This is a genomic window from Polaromonas sp. AET17H-212 (assembly GCF_002379085.1).
Lineage (GTDB): Bacteria > Pseudomonadota > Gammaproteobacteria > Burkholderiales > Burkholderiaceae_C > Polaromonas.
On sequence record NZ_NBZW01000003.1, the window covers coordinates 148,058 to 166,598 of the forward strand.

The 18,541-nt window shown below is 63.6% G+C and carries 17 protein-coding genes; 11 read left to right on the forward strand and 6 right to left on the reverse strand.

The window, feature by feature from the left end:
* Positions 1-46: 46 nt before the first annotated feature.
* Entirely contained in the window at positions 47-487 is a 441-nt protein-coding gene (locus tag B7G53_RS04725; protein WP_096664276.1) for an acyl-CoA thioesterase, read from the reverse strand.
* 48 nt (positions 488-535) lie between these two features.
* Between B7G53_RS04725 and B7G53_RS04730 the strand changes: the two genes are divergently transcribed.
* From B7G53_RS04730 to B7G53_RS04760, 6 genes are all read left to right on the forward strand, one after another.
* Positions 536-2,359 carry an ABCB family ABC transporter ATP-binding protein/permease gene (locus B7G53_RS04730; RefSeq protein ID WP_096664280.1) on the forward strand — a complete coding sequence of 608 codons (1,824 nt, stop codon included), beginning with the start codon at positions 536-538 and terminating at the stop codon, positions 2,357-2,359.
* A 421-nt stretch (positions 2,360-2,780) separates the two neighbouring features.
* Positions 2,781-3,734, forward strand: coding sequence for a LysR substrate-binding domain-containing protein (locus tag B7G53_RS04740; protein ID WP_096664286.1), 954 nt, complete (start codon positions 2,781-2,783; stop codon positions 3,732-3,734).
* Between the two features lie 414 nt (positions 3,735-4,148).
* Entirely contained in the window at positions 4,149-5,048 is a 900-nt protein-coding gene (locus B7G53_RS04745) for an amino acid ABC transporter substrate-binding protein (protein ID WP_096664289.1), read from the forward strand.
* Between the two features lie 134 nt (positions 5,049-5,182).
* Positions 5,183-5,905 carry an amino acid ABC transporter permease gene (locus B7G53_RS04750; protein ID WP_096664292.1) on the forward strand — a complete coding sequence of 241 codons (723 nt, stop codon included), beginning with the start codon at positions 5,183-5,185 and terminating at the stop codon, positions 5,903-5,905.
* Position 5,906: 1 nt separating this feature from the next.
* A complete protein-coding gene (locus B7G53_RS04755; RefSeq protein ID WP_096664294.1) occupies positions 5,907-6,593 on the forward strand; it encodes an amino acid ABC transporter permease in 687 nt (228 codons plus the stop codon).
* A 33-nt stretch (positions 6,594-6,626) separates the two neighbouring features.
* A complete protein-coding gene (locus B7G53_RS04760) occupies positions 6,627-7,364 on the forward strand; it encodes an amino acid ABC transporter ATP-binding protein (protein ID WP_096664296.1) in 738 nt (245 codons plus the stop codon).
* A gap of 88 nt (positions 7,365-7,452) precedes the next feature.
* Here B7G53_RS04760 and B7G53_RS04765 read toward each other — a convergent pair whose 3' ends face one another.
* From B7G53_RS04765 to B7G53_RS04780, 4 genes are all read right to left on the reverse strand, one after another.
* Entirely contained in the window at positions 7,453-8,280 is an 828-nt protein-coding gene (locus B7G53_RS04765; RefSeq protein WP_096664299.1) for a class I SAM-dependent methyltransferase, read from the reverse strand.
* Positions 8,281-8,305: 25 nt separating this feature from the next.
* Entirely contained in the window at positions 8,306-8,779 is a 474-nt protein-coding gene (locus B7G53_RS04770) for a cupin domain-containing protein (RefSeq protein ID WP_176491281.1), read from the reverse strand.
* Between the two features lie 196 nt (positions 8,780-8,975).
* Positions 8,976-9,308: a group I truncated hemoglobin gene (locus B7G53_RS04775; protein ID WP_096664302.1), complete on the reverse strand. Its 333-nt coding sequence runs from the start codon at positions 9,306-9,308 to the stop codon at positions 8,976-8,978.
* Positions 9,309-9,531: 223 nt separating this feature from the next.
* Positions 9,532-9,894, reverse strand: coding sequence for a group I truncated hemoglobin (locus tag B7G53_RS04780; RefSeq protein WP_096664305.1), 363 nt, complete (start codon positions 9,892-9,894; stop codon positions 9,532-9,534).
* Between the two features lie 207 nt (positions 9,895-10,101).
* On the opposite strand from B7G53_RS04780, the gene B7G53_RS04785 reads away from it, so the two are divergent.
* From B7G53_RS04785 to htpX, 5 genes are all read left to right on the forward strand, one after another.
* Positions 10,102-13,128, forward strand: a complete 3,027-nt coding sequence (locus tag B7G53_RS04785) for an AAA family ATPase (protein WP_176491282.1) — start codon at positions 10,102-10,104, stop codon at positions 13,126-13,128.
* 42 nt (positions 13,129-13,170) lie between these two features.
* Positions 13,171-14,217: a dihydroorotase gene (pyrC, locus tag B7G53_RS04790; RefSeq protein ID WP_096664625.1), complete on the forward strand. Its 1,047-nt coding sequence runs from the start codon at positions 13,171-13,173 to the stop codon at positions 14,215-14,217.
* Positions 14,217-14,996 (forward strand): NYN domain-containing protein, encoded by a 780-nt coding sequence (locus B7G53_RS04795; RefSeq protein ID WP_096664311.1) that lies wholly within the window; start codon positions 14,217-14,219, stop codon positions 14,994-14,996. The genes pyrC and B7G53_RS04795 overlap by 1 nt, the downstream gene beginning before the upstream one ends.
* Positions 14,993-15,742 carry a DUF3025 domain-containing protein gene (locus tag B7G53_RS04800; protein ID WP_096664314.1) on the forward strand — a complete coding sequence of 250 codons (750 nt, stop codon included), beginning with the start codon at positions 14,993-14,995 and terminating at the stop codon, positions 15,740-15,742. Before B7G53_RS04795 ends, B7G53_RS04800 begins: the two co-directional genes overlap by 4 nt.
* Positions 15,743-15,872: 130 nt before the next feature.
* A complete protein-coding gene (gene htpX / locus B7G53_RS04805; protein ID WP_096664317.1) occupies positions 15,873-16,757 on the forward strand; it encodes a protease HtpX in 885 nt (294 codons plus the stop codon).
* Positions 16,758-16,803: 46 nt separating this feature from the next.
* On the opposite strand, the gene B7G53_RS04810 is transcribed toward htpX, so the two are convergent.
* A complete protein-coding gene (locus B7G53_RS04810) occupies positions 16,804-18,534 on the reverse strand; it encodes an NAD(P)/FAD-dependent oxidoreductase (RefSeq protein ID WP_096664320.1) in 1,731 nt (576 codons plus the stop codon).
* Between the last annotated feature and the right edge of the window lie 7 nt (positions 18,535-18,541).

Sequence of the window (18,541 nt, forward strand, 5' to 3'; positions counted from 1 at the left end):
AATTGGCCTCCGGCCCTTATCTGGCGGTCGAAGGCGGCTATCAGAACTATAGCGGACGCGGCAGGGAGGAAGGTGGCACCGGCCGCGGCTGGCCGGCATCGTCGATCGCCACATAGGTCACGCTGGCCTCGGTCACCTTGATGTAGCGCCCCTGCGAGCCAAAACGCTCGGCATAGACCTCGACCTTGACCGTCATCGAGGTGCGGCCTATGCGCGTGAGCTCGGAATAGAAGGACAGGATGTCGCCCACCCGAACCGGCTGCTTGAAGATGAACTCGTTGACCGCAACGGTGGCCATGCGGCCGCCGGCGTAACGCGCCGGGATCACCGAGCCGGCCAGGTCAACCTGGGCCATGACCCAGCCGCCGAAAATGTCGCCGTTGGCGTTGCAGTCCGCCGGCATCGGAATCACCTTGAGCACCAGTTCCTTGTCGAGAGGCAGCTTGACGTTCGGGGCGTGGGAGGGAAGGCCAGTTTCGTTGGACATAGGCACAATCGGTATTGGAAAATTGAAACAACAGGACAATTGTCTCCGATGCGCTCCTATGCCCCCGCCGCCGAAACACCGCCCGTCCCGGGCGCCCCCGCCAAACCCGCGCTGAACCGCTCCGACTGGGCGACCCTGCAGCGCCTGTTTCCCTACCTCTGGGACTACAAATGGCGCGTGATGGCCGCGCTGGCCTTCATGGTGGGCGCCAAAGTGGCCAACGTCGGTGTGCCGCTGCTGCTGAAAAACCTGGTCGACGCCATGAGCTTCAAGCCCGGCGACGTGCAGGCCGTGCTGATCGTGCCGGTCGCCCTGCTGGTGGGCTACGGACTGCTCCGGCTGTCGACCTCGCTGTTCACCGAGCTGCGCGAACTGGTGTTTGCCAAGGCCACCGAGGGCGCAGCGCGGCGCATTTCACTGGAAGTGTTCCGCCACCTGCATGCGCTGAGCCTGCGTTTCCACCTCGAGCGCCAGACCGGCGGCATGACGCGCGACATCGAACGCGGCACCCGCGGCGTGCATTCGCTGATTTCCTATTCGCTGTACAGCATCATCCCGACCCTGATCGAGGTGGCGCTGGTGCTCACGTTGCTGGCGGTCAAGTTCGACGTCTGGTTTGCCGGCATCACCATCATCGCGCTGGTGTTCTACATCACCTTCACCGTGACGGTGACCGAATGGCGCACCAAGTTCCGCAAGGAAATGAACGAACTCGACTCCTCGGCGCACAGCCGCGCGATCGATTCGCTGCTCAATTACGAAACCGTCAAGTACTTCAACAACGAAGAGTTCGAGGCGCAGCGCTACGACGAAAACCTCAAGCGCTACCGCCGCGCCGCTGTCAAGAGCCAGACCTCGCTGAGCTTGCTCAACACCGGCCAGCAGCTGATCATTGCCACCGGCCTGGTGGCCATGCTCTGGCGCGCAACCCAGGGCGTGGTCGACGGCCGCATGACGCTGGGCGACCTGGTCATGGTCAACGCCTTCATGATCCAGCTTTACATTCCGCTCGGCTTCCTGGGCGTGCTCTACCGCGAGATCAAGCAAAGCCTGACCGACCTGTCCAAGATGTTCAACCTGATGGAGCGCGAGCGCGAGATCGCCGACCAGCCCGGCGCGCCGGCGCTCGTCCTGCAGACCTCGCCGGAAGTGCGTTTTGAAAAAGTCAGTTTTGCCTACGAACCGTCCCGGCCCATCCTGCACAACATCAGCTTCGTGATACCGCCGGGCAAGACGGTGGCCGTGGTCGGTTCGTCGGGGGCCGGCAAGTCCACGCTGGCACGCCTGCTGTTTCGCTTCTACGACGTGCAGCAGGGCCGCATCACCATCGCCGGCCAGGACATCAAGCACCTGACCCAGGCCAGCGTGCGCCAGGCCATCGGCATCGTGCCGCAGGACACCGTGCTGTTCAACGACACGGTCGAGTACAACATCGCCTACGGCAAGCCCGGCGCCAGCCGCGCCGAGGTGGAAGAGGCCGCGCGTGCCGCGCGCATCCACGACTTCATCAGCTCGACGCCGGCGGGCTACGCCACCATGGTCGGCGAGCGCGGCCTGAAACTCTCGGGCGGCGAGAAGCAGCGCGTGGCGATTGCCCGGACCTTGCTGAAAAATCCGCCCATCATGATTTTTGACGAGGCCACCTCGGCGCTGGACTCGGCCAACGAGCGTGCCATCCAGGCCGAGCTGCGCAGCATCGCCGAAAACAAGACCACGCTGGTGGTGGCCCACCGGCTGTCCACGGTGGTGGACGCGCACGAGATCCTGGTCATGGAGGCCGGGCAGATCATCGAGCGCGGCACCCATGCCGCCTTGCTGGCCCTGGGCGGCCGTTATGCGTCCATGTGGGCCCTGCAGCAGAGTTCCGAGTAAACCTTGAATGTTTTCGGGCTGTAGCCCAATAGCTGCGCTCGCAAGTAGCTACTTATTTGATAGCAATCCGCCAGTCCCCGGGCGATCAGCCATAAAAACCATCTTTTCCTGCCTGGCCGCCATCTGGTCGCACCGTGGGATTCCCCGTAGGCCCCGGTCTGCCGTCAACTCGCATAATCCTTAAACCTAGAAACCGCAGTTGACCGCTCATATTCCGCTGGAAGAGCCGCATGACCACACACTTATTGACTCACGCACGTGTTCTCCTTTCAGGTGACAGCGCTACGCACCCGATTGAGCCGCCCTGGCGCGCGCTGGCGGCGTGGCTCCTCCTTGCGGGCATCAGCCCGCAGCGTCGTCTCGCCTTGCCAGCCCACCCCATGACGGCCCACTTGGGCGCGTCCAACTACGGTTTCTAGGTATGGAAACCAAATGGCTGGAAGATTTCGTCAGTCTCGCTGAAACCCGCAGCTTCAGCCGCTCGGCCACGCTGCGCCACGTGACACAACCGGCGTTTTCACGCCGCATCCAGGCGCTCGAAGCCTGGGCCGGCACCGACCTGGTGGACCGCAGCTCCTACCCGACCCGGCTGACGCCGGCCGGTGAAACCCTGTACAGCCAGTCGCTGGAGATGCTGCAGGGCCTGCAGTCGACGCGCGCCATGCTGCGCGGCCACAACTCGGCCGCGCATGACGTCATCGAATTCGCCGTGCCGCATTCGCTGGCCTTCACCTTCTTCCCGGCCTGGGTCAGCAGCCTGCGCGAAAAGTTCGGCCCCATCAAGAGCCGGCTGATTGCGCTCAACGTGCATGACGCGGTGTTGCGCCTGGTCGAGGGCAGCTGCGACCTGCTGATTGCCTACCACCACGACTCGCAGCCCTTCCAGCTGGATGCCGACCGTTACGAGATGATCAGCCTGGGGCAGGAAGTGCTGGCGCCTTTCGTGAAGGCCGAGGCCGACGGCACGCCCCTGTTCCGCTTGCCGGGCCGGGCCGGCCAGCCCCTGCCTTACCTGGGTTATGCCCCCGGGGCTTACCTGGGGCGCATGGTCGACCTGATTCTCAAGCAGTCAAGCACCGCCATCCACCTGGACCGGGTCTACGAGACCGACATGGCGGAGGGGCTCAAGGCCATGGCGCTGGAAGGCCACGGCATTGCCTTTTTGCCCTTCAGCGCCGTCAAGAAGGAGCTGCGCGCCAAAAAGCTGGTCAGTGCCGGCGAGGATCTGGAAATGACCATGGACCTGCGCGTCTACCGCGAGCGGCCGGCCGGCAAGGCCACGGCCAAAAGCCCGGCGCAAGCGCTGTGGCATTACCTGGAAAGCCAGGCCCAGCCGCGGCCTCTCGGCAAAGCGCGACTTGGTAGCAACCCTTAGCGGTTATAAATAATATGCATAATGCTGCACGCAAACAGCATTGGCTTTTCACCGAACGTAAATTTACAGTCCGTCACGTTCTGCCAGGGCGTTGGCGTGACTCCAGAGAGCCCTGCGCAGGCAGGTGACGGGTTGGCACAAAGACTGCTTGTCAGGTCATCCTGGTTCCATCCAATCAACGTGCACTATCTTGGGGACTTTCTCTTGTTTGATCCGCTGACGGCTTTCAACCTTTCTGACGCTTCCCCGGTGTTGCCAGCTTTTCCCGCTTCGTGTGCGTTGACCCCTTTCCGGAACTGTCCCGTCCTCTCGATGCTGTTTTCAGGGCTGGGGTAAACCTTGGGGGTCGCCCCGGGACCCACTCCTTAGAATGGCATTTACCAACCTTTTCATTTAACCCGAAGGAAACTCTCCATGAAACTCAAACTAGCCGCTCTAACCGTCGCATTGCTTGCATCCAGCGGCGCATTTGCCCAGGCCAGCGACACCGTCGCCAAAGTCAAGGCTTCCGGCGTGGTGACCATGGGTGTTCGCGATTCCTCGGGCGCCCTGTCCTATACCCTGGGTGACGGCAAGTACGCCGGTTACCACGTTGAAATCTGCCAGCGCGTGATCGCCAACCTTGAAAAGGCCGTGGGCCGCAAGCTCGAGATCAAATACCTGCCAGTGACCTCGCAGAACCGCATTCCGCTCGTGCAAAACGGCACGGTGGACATCGAGTGCGGCTCGACCACCAACAACGCCACCCGCCAGAAGGACGTGTCGTTCCTGCCAACGACCTTTGTGGAAGAAGTCCGCATCGCCGTGAAAGCCAACTCCGGCATCACCTCGATTGCCCAGCTCAACGGCAAAAACGTGGCCACCACCACCGGTACAACGTCCGTGCAGACGCTGCGCAAGAACGAGCGGGCCCAGGGCATTGACTTCAAGGAGGTGTTCGGCAAGGACCACTCGGACAGCTTCCTGCTGCTCGAGTCCGGCCGTGCCGACGCCTTCGTGATGGACGGCTCCATCCTGGCCGGCAACATTGCCACGGCCAAGAACCCGGCTGATTTCAAGATCGTCGGCGAGGTCCTGAGTGTCGAGCCGATTGCCATCATGGTTCGCAAGGACGATGCCGCCCTGAAGAAAATCGGCGAAGACACCATCAAGGGCCTGATCAAGACCGGCGAAATCAACAAGCTCTGGGACAAATGGTTCATGCAGCCTATCCCACCGAAGAACAGCCGCGTCGGCCTGGCTGTCAGCGACAGCACCAAGGCGGCCTGGGCCAACCCCAACGACAAGCCGATGGAAGACTACGCCAAGAAATAATCCTGGCTTGAGCTGAACCTCAAACCCCGTCTGTGATCTTGCCGGCGGGGTTTGTTGTTTACTGGGAGCTTTGCGGACGCAATGCGGCGCGGGCTGCCGGTTGAGAGAGTAAAAAATTCCTGGCGGGAGAGAACATGAATTGGGATTGGCAGGTTTTTCTGAATGACGACGGTAGCGGCCGGACGTATCTGGCATGGATGTTCGATGCCTGGGGCTGGACCCTGGCGGTGGCGGGCTGTTCCTGGGTCGTGGCCATGCTGGCCGGTGGCCTGATGGGCACGCTGCGCACGCTCCCCAACAGCCCCTGGCTGGTGCGGCTGGCCAATGTCTGGGTCGAGGTCTTTCGCAACGTGCCTTTGCTGGTGCAGATCTTCATCTGGTATTTCGTCGTTCCCAAGATGTTTCCTTTCATGCAGCAGGTACCGAGCTTTTTGCTGGTCGTGTTTGCGCTGGGCTTTTTTACCTCGGCACGGATTGCCGAGCAGGTCCGCGCCGGCGTCCAGGCCCTGCCGCGTGGCCAGCGTTATGCCGGCATGGCCATGGGTTTCACGACCGCCCAGACCTACCGCTACGTGATCCTGCCGATGGCGCTGCGCATCATCATCCCGCCGCTGACCAGCGAGTCGATGAACCTGCTCAAGAACTCTTCCGTCGCCTTTGCGGTCTCGATTGCCGAGCTGACCATGTTTGCGATGCAGGCCCAGGAAGAAACCTCGCGCGGCGTGGAGGTCTACCTGGCCGTCACCGTGCTCTATGCCATCTCAGCCTTCGCGGTCAATCGCGTCATGGCTTTTGTTGAGAAAAAGGTCCAGATTCCGGGCTACATCGTGGCCGGCAGCACCGGTGGGGGGCACTGACATGCTGGGTCTCGACATGAGCTTCCTGAACTGGGACATCATTTCCAAGTTCGTCATCAAGGGTTTCATTTTCAGCGTGGAGCTGACGGTGATTGCGACCATAGGCGGCATCCTGCTGGGCACCGTGCTGGCGCTGATGCGCCTGTCCGGCATCAAGGCCCTGACCTTGCCCGCCACTTTCTACGTCAACGGCATGCGTTCGGTGCCGCTGGTCATGGTGATCCTGTGGTTTTACCTACTGATGCCTGCCGCTTTTTTCGACATGATTCCCGGCGGTGCCAACAACCGCTCCGAGATTTCAGCGATCATCACCTTCATTGCCTTCGAGGCCGCCTATTTCAGCGAGATCATGCGCGCCGGCATCCAGTCGATTTCACGCGGCCAAGTCAACGCCGGTCGCGCGCTGGGCATGACCTATGCGCAGAACATGCGCCTGATCGTGCTGCCGCAGGCCTTCCGCAACATGGTGCCCATCCTGCTGACGCAGACCATCATCCTGTTCCAGGACACCTCGCTGGTCTACGCCATTGGCGCCTACGACCTGCTCAAGGGCCTGACGACCGCCGGCAAGATCTATGGCCGTCCTGAAGAGGCCTACCTGCTGGCCGCCGTGGTTTATTTCGTGATCTGTTTTGGCTTGTCGTATGTCGTCAAGAAGCTGCAAAACAAGATCGCCATCATTCGCTAACAACCCATCGCACCCGCTTCCCGGAGAACCAAGATGATCGAACTCAAAGAAGTTTCCAAATGGTATGGCGCCGTGCAGGTGCTCAACAACTGCAGCACCAGCATCAAGAAGGGCGAGGTGGTCGTGGTCTGCGGCCCGTCCGGCTCGGGCAAATCGACGCTGATCAAGACCATCAACGCGCTCGAGCCTTTCCAGAAGGGCGAGATCTACGTGGACGGCCAGGCCGTGCACGATCCCAAGACCGATCTGCCCAAGCTGCGCTCGCGCGTCGGCATGGTGTTCCAGAATTTCGAGCTGTTTCCGCACCTGAGCGTGACCGAAAACCTGACCCTGGCCCAGATCAAGGTGCTGGGCCGCAAGCCTGACGAGGCCAAAACGCACGGCCTGAAATACCTGGACCGCGTGGGCCTGATGGCGCACAAGGACAAGTTTCCCGGCCAGCTCTCGGGCGGCCAGCAGCAGCGCGTGGCGATTGCCCGTGCGCTGAGCATGGACCCGATCGCCATGCTGTTCGACGAGCCGACCTCGGCGCTCGACCCCGAAATGGTCGGCGAGGTGCTCGATTGCATGATGGGCCTGGCCGTCGAGGGCATGACCATGATGGTGGTCACGCACGAGATGGGTTTTGCCCGCAAGGTCGGCAGCCGCGTGATTTTCATGGACGTGGGCGGCAAGATCCTCGAGGACTGCTCGAAAGACGAATTCTTCAGCCACCCCGAAAACCGCCAGGAGCGCACGCGCGACTTCCTCAACAAGATCCTGCAGCACTGAAGAGCTGTCCTGCTGACTCAGGCAGCGATTTTCTGACTGGGGCGGTCTGGTTTTTTTATCCGTTTCCGCCCCGTCAGCGAGCCCGGCGTCATCGCCTCCTGATCACCACTTCAAGGTACTCGCTCGGTACGAGCATCGCTCCATCGGTTGCGCGGTTGAACTGTTGCACAAGCTGGATCAGATCCGCGGCTAGCGACTCCTGCTGGGCGGCGTTCACCGCGCCGAACGCCTTGTTCATCGGCCCGTAGTAGGTGCGAAACGTCTCCAGCCAATGCTGCGGCGTGCGGTAGCGGAATACAAAATTCTGGCGCACCGCGTCGAGCTTGGCAATGCGCTCGCCAAACAGCTCGCGCAGGCGTTCTTCGGTGCCCCAGAGCGATGGAGGCTTGACGCCAGCGGCAGGCGGGATGTAACGGCCGATCACCTTGAACAGCTGGCCGATGAAGCCGGACGGCGTCCAGTTCGCCAGGCCGATCTTGCCGCCCGGCTTGCACACGCGGGCGAGTTCACTCGCTGCCCGTTCCTGGTTGGGCGTGAACATCACGCCGAACGTGGACAGCACGACATCAAACGATGCGTCCGCGTAAGGCAGGTTCTCGGCGTCGGCTTCTTCAAACCGTATGTCCAGGCCCTCGGCGCTTGCCCGCGCCTGACCCCGTTCGAGCAAGGCGGCCACATAGTCGGTGGATACAACGTCGCACCAGCGCCGTGCCGCCGCCAGCGTGACGTTGCCATTGCCGGCGGCGACATCGAGCACGCGCTCGCCGGCACGCAAATCAAGCGCTTCGCACAGGTTCTCTCCGACGATTTGCAGCGTTGTTCCAATCACGGCATAGTCGCCGGCAGACCAGGCCGCCTTTTGCTTGAGCTTGACCGCCGCCAGATCGGCGACCGGTGGGGGGGATATGGTTTCCATGTGTTTTCTCCTTGGACAAGGGGGTTTATTTCGCCCTGGGGTCGTCAGCGGGGTTGACGTAGGTGATGCCCCAGGGACCGGTACCGAGCAGCTGCACCACGGTTTCGCTGGCGGTCCACGCGAAGTGGCGGCTCTGGGCGGGCATGATCGCAATCGCACCGGCATTGAGCGCCTGCGTTTTGCTGCTGTCGAAGCTGTCGCCGGCACCCATGTTGAAGGTGCCCGAGAGCACCGTGACGCGTTCCACCGCCGGGTGCCAGTGCGGGGGGATCCGGTAATTGGCGGGGAACTTGAGCCGCACCGTGAACGGCACGGCTTCGTTCATGGGGCCCTCGATCACCGCAAGCTGCGCGCCCTTGGGCAGGGACGGCACCGCCGCCCAGTTCAGCTTGTCGGGATCGCCCATCATGGGATGGCTGGCCTGCGCCCAGCTCAACGGCGCCGCAAATGCCAATACCGCAGCGGCTGCGTAACGACGGGATTCGAATCTTTGTGTCATGTTTTTTCTCCTGTTCATGGAAGGGGGATTGAAGGTTGTCGCGGATGGATCCCACGGGGCACATCTCACCGCGACGGCATTGATGCGGGGTCGCCAGCAAGCGGCGGCAGGGTGCAGCTCGGAGTCGGGCCTGGAGGCCGTTTTCGACCCCTCATCCCGCCGCTTTTTACACGTGGATGACCTGGTCCTTGAGCGACTAGAGAATGGCGAGGATGTCCTGCTTCGACTCCTCGTCTATGCCATTCTTGTTCATCGCTCCAACGATGTCATCTATCGCCGCCAGGAACTCCTGCTCACTGACGTTCGCGCTCTTGTGGGCGCCGAGCATGCCCTTGCCGGTGTAGGTTGGGGGACTGCCCAGGCCGGCAGTCAGAAACTCGCGCACCGACTGCTTGGTAGGTGCCATGTCCTTGATTTGCTCGAATCGGTTCTTGACGAGGGGGTTGGCCAGGTGTGCGGCAATGACGTCGTCCACGAGCCGTGTGATGCCCTCGGCCCCGCCGAGTCGTTGGTGAAGTGCAGCTGTCATGGGGAATTCCTTTTGATGGTTACAAGTCTGCGGAATGACAGACATGGTGTTGTAGCGGCCATATCCAACTGCTCAAGGGCCACCGCTATTTTTCGGTTCCTTCATGGTGATTTTTCTTCTGGTTGAAAGTGATCAGCAGCGGCATTGCCGCCCAACCGAATGGCCAGCGGATCGGCATGCCGCTAGCGGCGCGTCCGCGCCCGGCGTGGGATTGGACGCATTTTTAGACGCGGATGATCTGGTCCTTGAGTGAGTAAAGGATCGCGATGACATCCTTCTTCGCATCCTCTTCGATGCCGTTTTTGTTCATGGCCCCAACGATGTCATCCGTCACGGCCAGGTACTCCTGTTCGCTGATGTTCATGCCTTTGTGTGTGGCGAGCATGTCCTTGCCCGTGTAGGCTTCGGGGCCGCCGGAGCCGGCGCTGAAAAACTCGCACGCCATCTGCTTGAGATGATCCAGGTCCTTGACGTTCTCGAACCGGGTCTTGACGATGGGGTTGCTCAAATGCGCGGCAACCACATCATCTACAAGCCGCGTCATGCCGGTCGCCCCGCCCAGTCGTTGGTAAAGAGTGGCAGTCATAAAAATCTCCTTTTGATGCTTGGGTTCTACGTTGATCTCACCGTGACCACGCGCATTCGGGATTCCGGAACACGCAATAGCATTGCACCCCATCGGTCCCGGCGCGGGGTCACCACGACATGGACAAACGGGGAGACAAAAAGGGGGACAGACGCAGATCGCAGGAATAAGATACGTCGATACGGGCAACGAGGACAGGCACCGGACATGGACGAACGAAGCAATTCTTTCGGATACTGGCTGCGGCGGCGACGCAAGGCGCTCGACCTGACCCAGGGCGCGCTGGCGCAAAAAGTCAGTTGTTCTCAGGCCGCCATCAAGAAGATCGAAGCCGAGGAACGCCGGCCGTCGAGGGGGCTGGCGCAACGCCTGGCCGAACATCTCGCCATTCCCGCGCAGGACCGAACGGCGTTTCTGGCAGCCGCGCGCGCCTTGCAACCGACCGACCGCATGCAGCTCGATGCGCTGCCTCTCGAAGCCATGGGTGCCCCCGCCGCGAGCGACAGGCTCGCGCATGGAGACGAGGACAAGTTCCCCTTCGTCGGACGCAGCAACGAGTACGGGCAGTTCGTCGGTTTGATCGCCCGCCTCACGATGGGCAGCGGTCACGTGGTGCTCCTCCAGGGAGAGGCCGGCATCGGCAAGACCCGGCTGATGCTGGAAGTGGCGGCTTATGCGCAGGCGCGCGATCTGCCAACGCTGGTAACAAATTGCTACGAAATCGAGCGTTCGATAGCCTATCAGCCGGTGATCGATCTCGCTGCGCAGGCTTGCCAGGCCGCGCCCGAGGCCAGGCTGCGCATGATCGCGCCCATCCTGCTGGCCGAGATCGCCGCGTTGGTGCCGGCCATGGCCGCGCGCCTGGCCGACCTGCCGCCGCTGTCGGCGGACTTTCCCGAGGCGCGGCAGGCGCGCCTGTTTCATGCGCTGGTCCAGCTCTTTGACGCGCTGGCGCAAAACCGGCAGTTGATGCTCATCATCGACAACATTCAATGGGCCGACGACGCCAGTCTGCAATTCCTGCATTTTTTCGCGCGCCAGATCGCGAGCCGGCCGGTGCTTCTGGCCTGTGCCTACCGGGACGAGGAGCTCGACAACAGCGAACGCCTCACCAGCCTGGTGGACAGCCTGCGCCGTGAACCGCATGCGCGGCACATGGCGCTGGCGCGGCTCGGGCCCGGCGATACGGAAGCCTTGCTCCGGAAGCTGAACGACCCGAAGCTGGGGGCGCCCGATCTTGCCGTCCGGCTGCACCGGGAAACGGACGGCAATCCGTTCTTCCTGTGGTCGATCCTGCACTCGCTGGGCGAAGGCGAATGTGCGGTCAGCGATGCGCTCAGCCTGCCGCTGCCGGACGCCCTGCGTGATTCGGTGCGCGCGCGTCTGGCCCGCGTGCCGCAGGAAGACCGGCCGCTGCTCGATGTTGCGGCGGTGCTCGGTCGTCGCTTCGACTTCGAGACCCTGCTCGCGCTGACCCGGGTGCCCGAGGCGCGCTTTTTGCACACCATGGAGTCGCTGGTCAAGCGCCGGCTGCTGCGCGAGGATCAGGACAGTGGCTTCTATGATTTCAGCCACGACAAGGTTCGCGAAGTGGTGTACCGGGATATCGGCATGGCCCGTCGCGTTTTGCTGCACCGGGTCGTGGCGGAGCTGCTGGAGCAGCCTGCTGACAGCGAGTCGCACGAGCGCGATGCCCACCTGGCCGAGCACTATGAGCGCGGCAAGGTCTGGCCCAAGGCGCTGCTTTACCTGGGCCTGGCCGCCGAGCATTCGCAGAAACTGTTTGCGATGCGCGAAGCGCTGCAGTGGTTTGACCGGGCCGTCGCCTTGTTCCAGGCGCATCCGGAGGCGGCCACGCGGGCGCAGCAACTGGCGCTGTACGAGCGGCGCGGGGTGGCGCGGGCGCAGGCCGGCCAGATCGAGGGGGCGGTGGCCGACTTTCAGCGGGTGATCGATGCGGCGCGCGCCCTTGGCGAGCACGAGCATGCGCGCGATGTGTTGATTCAGCTCGGCATGGCGTACCGGCGCGCCGACGCCTACGAGCAGGCCGTCGCCTGCCTCGACGAAGCGCTCACGGCCTCGCGCGCCACAGAGGACGAGCGGCATGTGGCCGATACCTTGTACCACCTGGGAACCGTCGCCTGGAGCAATGGCCGCAACGATCTGGCGATGACCCATCATCAGCAGGCGGTGGAGATCTGTGAGCGCCTGGCGCTGACGGACCTGGTCGCCGTGCAGGCGTTTCATGGCCGCGGGGAAGCGCATTTCGCCAACGCCGAACCGGCCGCGGCCATCGTCTCTTTCTCGCGCTCCCTCGACCTGGCGCGCGGCATCGGCGACAAGAGTTATGAGTCGGAAAACCTGATGATGATCGGCTGGGCCTGCACCGGTCACATGGGGCTGGCCGACTACCCGCGCGCCTTGTCGAGCTTCGATGCCGCGCTCGCCATCGCGCGAGCCGCCGACCTGCAATGGCATCTGGGCCCGACACTGATCGGGCGCGCCCATGTGCGGGTAGCGCTCGGCAGCTTTGCCGAAGCCTGGGCTGATCTGAATGAAGCGCTGCCCCGCCTGGAGACACTGGGACTGGTGCGCTACCAGATGATGGCGCATGACGCGCTGGGCTGCCTGTTGCTCGACCTGAATCTGCCTGAAGAGGCCGCGGAGCATTTTGACCGGGGCCTGCGGCTCGCGCGCGATGCCGGAATCAGGTACTGGCTGCCGAGGCTGCAAGCCAATCTGGTGATTGCTCAATTGCGGCTCGGTGTTCCGGGTGATCGAGCGACGCTGCAAGCGGCCCGGCAGTACGCGCAAGAGCACAACGAAGGCTGGCTCACACTGCGCTGCCTGGAGGCGCTCGCCGAGCTGGCCCTGGTCGAGGGCGACGCGCAAGCGGGCATCAAGCACGCCAGGGAGCTTCTGGCGCTGGCGTCCCGCGGCGGCATGCGGGAGTTGACCGGTCGGGCGCACTGTTTGCTCGGGCGGGCATGGCTCGCCGGCAAGGCATACGCAGCCGCGCGCAAGGATTTGGTCGAGGCCTTGGGGGAGGCCAAAGGCATCGGGCAAATCCCGCTTGCGTGGAAATGCCACAGGGCGCTCGCCCAGGTAGCTGCAGCACTTGGCGACGCGGGGGCTGAAGACCATCAGCGAGCCTGTGCGGATGAGATTGCCGCCCGAATTGCCCTGAATTTGCAGGGCTCGCGGCTGACTTTCAATTTGACGGCGCTTCAATGAGCCGTTTTTGACCCCGGGCCGACCTCTGGGACAATGTTGCCCATGACTTCCAAGATCACCCTCACCCGACCCGACGACTGGCATCTGCACGTGCGCGATGGCGACGCCCTGCGCACCGTGGTGCCGCACACGGCCGCGCAGTTTGGCCGCGCCATCATCATGCCCAACCTGCGTCCGCCGGTGACCACGGCCACGCAGGCCGTGGCCTACCGCGAGCGCATCCAGGCCGCCGTGCCGGCGGGCGTGGCCTTCGAGCCGCTGATGACGCTGTATTTGACCGACAACCTGCCGCCCGACGAAATCAAACGCGCCCGGGACGCCGGTGTGGTCGCGCTCAAGCTCTACCCGGCCGGCGCCACCACCAACAGCGACGCCGGTGTGACCGACCTGCGCAAGACCTACAAGACGCTGGAAGCCATGCAACGCGAGGGCCTGCTGCTGCTGGTGCACGGCGAGGTGACCTCGCCCGAGATCGACCTGTTTGACCGCGAGGCGGTGTTCATCGACACCCAGCTGATTCCGTTGCGCCGCGATTTCCCCGAGTTGAAGATCGTGTTCGAGCACATCACGACGAAGGAAGCCGCGCATTATGTGCGCGACGCCGGCCGCTTCACCGCGGCCACCGTGACGGCCCACCATTTGCTGTACAACCGCAACGCGATTTTCACCGGCGGCATCCGCCCGCATTATTACTGCCTGCCGGTGCTCAAGCGCGAGACCCACCGGTTGGCTCTGGTGGAAGCGGCCACCGGCGGCAACCCGCGCTTTTTCCTCGGCACCGACAGCGCGCCGCACCCGGCGCACCTGAAGGAACACGCCACCGGCTGCGCCGGCTGCTACACCGCCCACGCGGCCATGGAGCTGTACGCCGAAGCCTTTGATGCCGTGGGCGCCATGGACAAGCTGGAGGCCTTCGCCAGCTTCAACGGGGCCGACTTCTACGGCCTGCCGCGCAACCAGGGCACCATCACGCTCAAGAAGGAAGCCTGGACGCCGCCGGAGAGTTACGCCTTTGGCGAGGCCGAACTCAAGCCGCTGCGTTCCGGCGAGTCACTGGCCTGGAAACTGGTTGGCAACGGGAGCCCCTGATGGAAAGCAAACCGCGCGTTGCGCTGCTGATTGATGCCGACAATTCGCCGGCCTCCAAGATCGACCTGATCCTCAACGAACTGTCGACCTTCGGCGAGACCAATATCCGCCGCGCCTACGGCAACTGGAAAAAAAGCGAACTCAAGGGCTGGGAAGAAGCGCTGCACGAACACGCGATCCGTCCCATGCAGCAGTTCGATTACACCAAGGGAAAAAACGCCAGCGACATGGCGATGGTGATCGATGCCCTGGAGCTGCTCTACACCGACCGGCCCGACGCTTTCGGCATTGTCTCGTCCGACGCCGACTTCACCCCGCTGGTGATGCACCTGCGCGCCAAGGGGGCGGCCGTGTACGGCTTTGGCGCGCAGAAAACGCCGGAGCCCTTTGTCAACGCCTGCTCGCGGTTTCTCTACCTTGACAAGCTGCGCCCCATTGCCGCGGCCGACACCCCGGCCGACAGCCGCGAAGAGGCCGAGGCAGCGGCCACCGCCGCGCCGCTGCGTGCCACACCGGCGCAGCTCAAGCAGGACGCCAAACTGGTCATGCTGCTGCGCAATGCCGTGCAGGCCGCCGCCGACGACTCCGGCTGGGCGCGCGTTGGTGCGGTTGGCACGCAGATCGCCAACCAGGCCTCGTTCGACCACCGCAACTACGGCTACGCCACGCTGACCAAGCTGCTGGTGGCCACGCAGCTGTTTGACATCGTCGACGAAGGCAAGTCCACGGTCATGGTGCGCGACAAGAGGCTGTCCCGCCCGGCTGCCAGGAACGGATGAGCGCCGAGGCGCCAACCGCGCCCTGGCCGGTGGACTGGCATCGCCCCTGGCTGTCCCCCTGGCGCGAATCCGGGGAGCGCGTGGCGCAGGCCATCGCAGCCGGTGCGAGGTGTCATGAAGCCCTGAACCGCGAGCCGGCCGCGCCGCGGCGCTTTGTGCCGCAGTCCGACTTGCCCGACGGACAGGCCTACGAGCAGTTCATATTTGACACCGGCACCGTTCCGACGCGCGACAACCTGCACGACTTTTTCAACGGGCTGTGCTGGATGCGTTTTCCGCTGACCAAGAAAAAACTCAACCAGTTGCAGGCGGCAGAAATCGCCGCGGCCGGTGTGGCACCGCTGCGCGGGCCGGTGCGTGACGCGTTGACGGTGTTCGACGAAAACGCGGCTTTCCTGTCGGCACCGTCCCCGCTGTGGGATGCGCTGGCCGGGCGGGACTGGCAGCGCCTGTTTGTCGACTTGCGCCCGCTCTGGCAGCAGGCGCAGCTGGTGCTGTTTGGCCATGCCTTGCTGGAAAAGCTGGTTTATCCACGAAAACCGATCACAGCCCATATCTACCGGGCGCAACCAGCTATGAATTCAATAGCAGATCTGGACGCCTGGGTGGCGGCCGACCTGAGCGCGGACAAGCTCGCTGCCAAGCCCTTCCTGCCCTTGCCGGTGCTTGGCGTGCCGGGCTGGTGGCCGGAAAACGAGAACTTTTCCTTTTATGATGACTCTTTCGTATTCCGCCCGCGCAGGTAAACAACACCAAGTAAAAAATCCTGCGTCACGATCAACCTCCCTGGCTTGATTTGGGCTGAACCCTCCCCATTTGCCTGCAGCATCCTCCTGTGTTGCAGCACTTGTTTTTACCGACCTCTACGGAGCATCCATGAAGCGTATTTTTCTATTTGTCATGACCAACCTCGCCGTTGTGGTGGTGCTGGGCATTGTCGCCAGCCTGCTGGGCGTCAACCGCTACCTCACGCCCCAGGGCCTGAACCTGGGCATGCTGCTGGGCTTCGCTGCGGTCATCGGCTTCGGCGGCGCGATCATTTCGCTGCTGATCAGCAAGCCCGTGGCGAAATGGAGTTCGGGCGTGCGCGTGATCAACGAGCCGCAAAATGCCGACGAAGCCTGGATCGTGGAGACGGTGCGCAAGCTGGCCACCACCGCCGGCATCGGCATGCCGGAAGTCGGCATCTTCGAAGGTGCGCCCAACGCCTTTGCCACCGGTGCTTTCAAGAACTCGGCGCTGGTCGCCGTCTCCACCGGCCTGCTGCAGGGCATGACGCGTGAAGAGATCGAAGCCGTGCTCGGCCATGAGATTGCCCACGTGGCCAACGGCGACATGGTCACCATGACGCTGATCCAGGGCGTGATGAACACCTTTGTGGTGTTCCTGAGCCGCGTCATCGGTTATGCGGTGGACAGCTTTCTGCGCAAGGGCAGCGACAGCAACTCCGGCCCCGGCATTGGTTATTACGTCAGCACCATCGTGCTCGACATCGTGCTCGGTTTTGCCGCCGCCATCGTGGTCGCCTGGTTCTCGCGCCACCGCGAGTTCCGCGCCGACGCCGGTGCCGCGCAGCTGATGGGCAAGAAGCAACCCATGATCAACGCGCTGGCCCGCCTGGGTGGCATGGTGCCCGGCCAGCTGCCCAAGACGGTGGAAGCCATGGGCATCACCGGCAGCATCGGCAAGCTGTTTGCCACGCACCCGCCGATTGAAGAGCGCATTGCCGCGCTGCAATCGGCCCAGCCCGGCCAGGTTTAAGCCGACACTGGCGAATCAAAAGCCGCTGCGGATGCAGCGGCTTTTTTCATGCCCTGGCTGTTTTCGTGAGGTCGAGCGCCACCGCTTCGGCCACCTCGATGCCGTCCACGCCGGCCGACAAGATGCCGCCCGCGTAACTGGCGCCTTCGCCGGCCGGGTACAGGCCCCTGACGTTGAGGCTCTGGAAATCGTCGCCGCGCGTGATGCGCAGCGGCGACGAGGTGCGGGTTTCAACGCCGGTCAGCACCGCGTCGTGCATGTCGAAGCCCTTGATCTTCTTGCCGAAGGCCGGCAGCGCCTCGCGCATGGCCGTGATGGCGTAGTCGGGCAGGGCGCTGGCCAGATCGGTCATCAGCACGCCGGGCTTGTAGGAGGGCTCCACGCTGCCGAGCTGGGTCGAGGCCTGGCCGGCGACAAAGTCACCGACCAGCTGGCCCGGCGCCACGTAGCCGCCGCCACCCAGCGTGAAGGCGTGGGATTCGAGCTGGCGCTGGAAGGTGATGCCGGCCAGCGGCCCGCCCGGGTAGTCGGCCGGGGTGATGCCGACCACGATGCCGGCGTTGGCGTTGCGCTCGTTGCGCGAGTACTGGCTCATGCCGTTGGTCACGACCCGGCCCACCTCGGAGGTGGCCGCGACCACGGTGCCGCCCGGGCACATGCAGAAGCTGTAGACCGAGCGCCCGTTGGCCGCGTGGTGCACCAGCTTGTAGTCGGCCGCGCCCAGCAGCGGGTGGCCGGCGTGCTGGCCGAGCCTTGCGCGGTCGATCAGGCCCTGCGGGTGTTCGATGCGGAAACCCACCGAGAAGGGCTTGGCTTCCATGTAGACGCCGCGTTCATGCAGCATCGCAAAGGTGTCGCGTGCGCTGTGCCCCAGCGCCAGCACCACGTGGTCGGCGCGCAGTTCGTAGCTGCTGCCGTCCTGCAGGTTCTGCACGGTCAGGCCGCGGATGTGTCCTTCTTCAATCAGCACATCGCTGACGCGCTGCTGGAAGCGGATCTCGCCGCCCAGCGCCGTGATCTGCTCGCGCATGTGTTCCACCACCTTGACCAGCTTGAAGGTGCCGATGTGCGGTTTGCTCACCAGCAGGATTTCCTCGGGCGCGCCGGCCTTGACGAACTCCAGCATGACCTTGCGGCCGAGGAAACGCGGGTCCTTGATCTGGCTCCAGAGCTTGCCGTCAGAAAACGTTCCGGCGCCGCCCTCGCCGAACTGCACATTCGATTCCGGGTTCAGCACGCCCTTGCGCCACAGGCCCCAGGTGTCCTTGGTGCGCTCGCGCACCTTTTTGCCACGCTCCAGCACGATGGGTTTGAAACCCATCTGCGCCAGCAGCAGCGCCGCAAAAATGCCGCAGGGGCCGAAACCGACGACGACGGGGCGCACGGCCGGCGCGCTGTCCACCTGGGCCACCACGTGGTAGCTCTGGTCGGGCGCGGGGCGGATGTGGGGGTTGTCCTTGAACTTTGCCAGCAGTTCAGCTTCCAGTGAGGGGGCGTCTTCTCCACCAGCCGGGGCCGCGGAACCGGCTTCGCCGGGCCGCAGGCGCAGCGCCCCCTCGGGGGGCAGCGCAGTACGCGAAGCGACAAGCGTGGGGGCCACTTCCACGTCTGCGATGTAAACCAGCAGCAGCTTTTGCTTGCGCGCGTCGTAGCTGCGCTTGTAGATGCTGTGGCGCAGCAGCTCGGCGGGCTGGATGCCCAGTGTCTTGACAATCAGCGCGGGCAGCGCGTCTTCGGGGTGGTCAAGCGGCAGCTTGAGCTCGGTCAGGCGGATCATGGGGTGT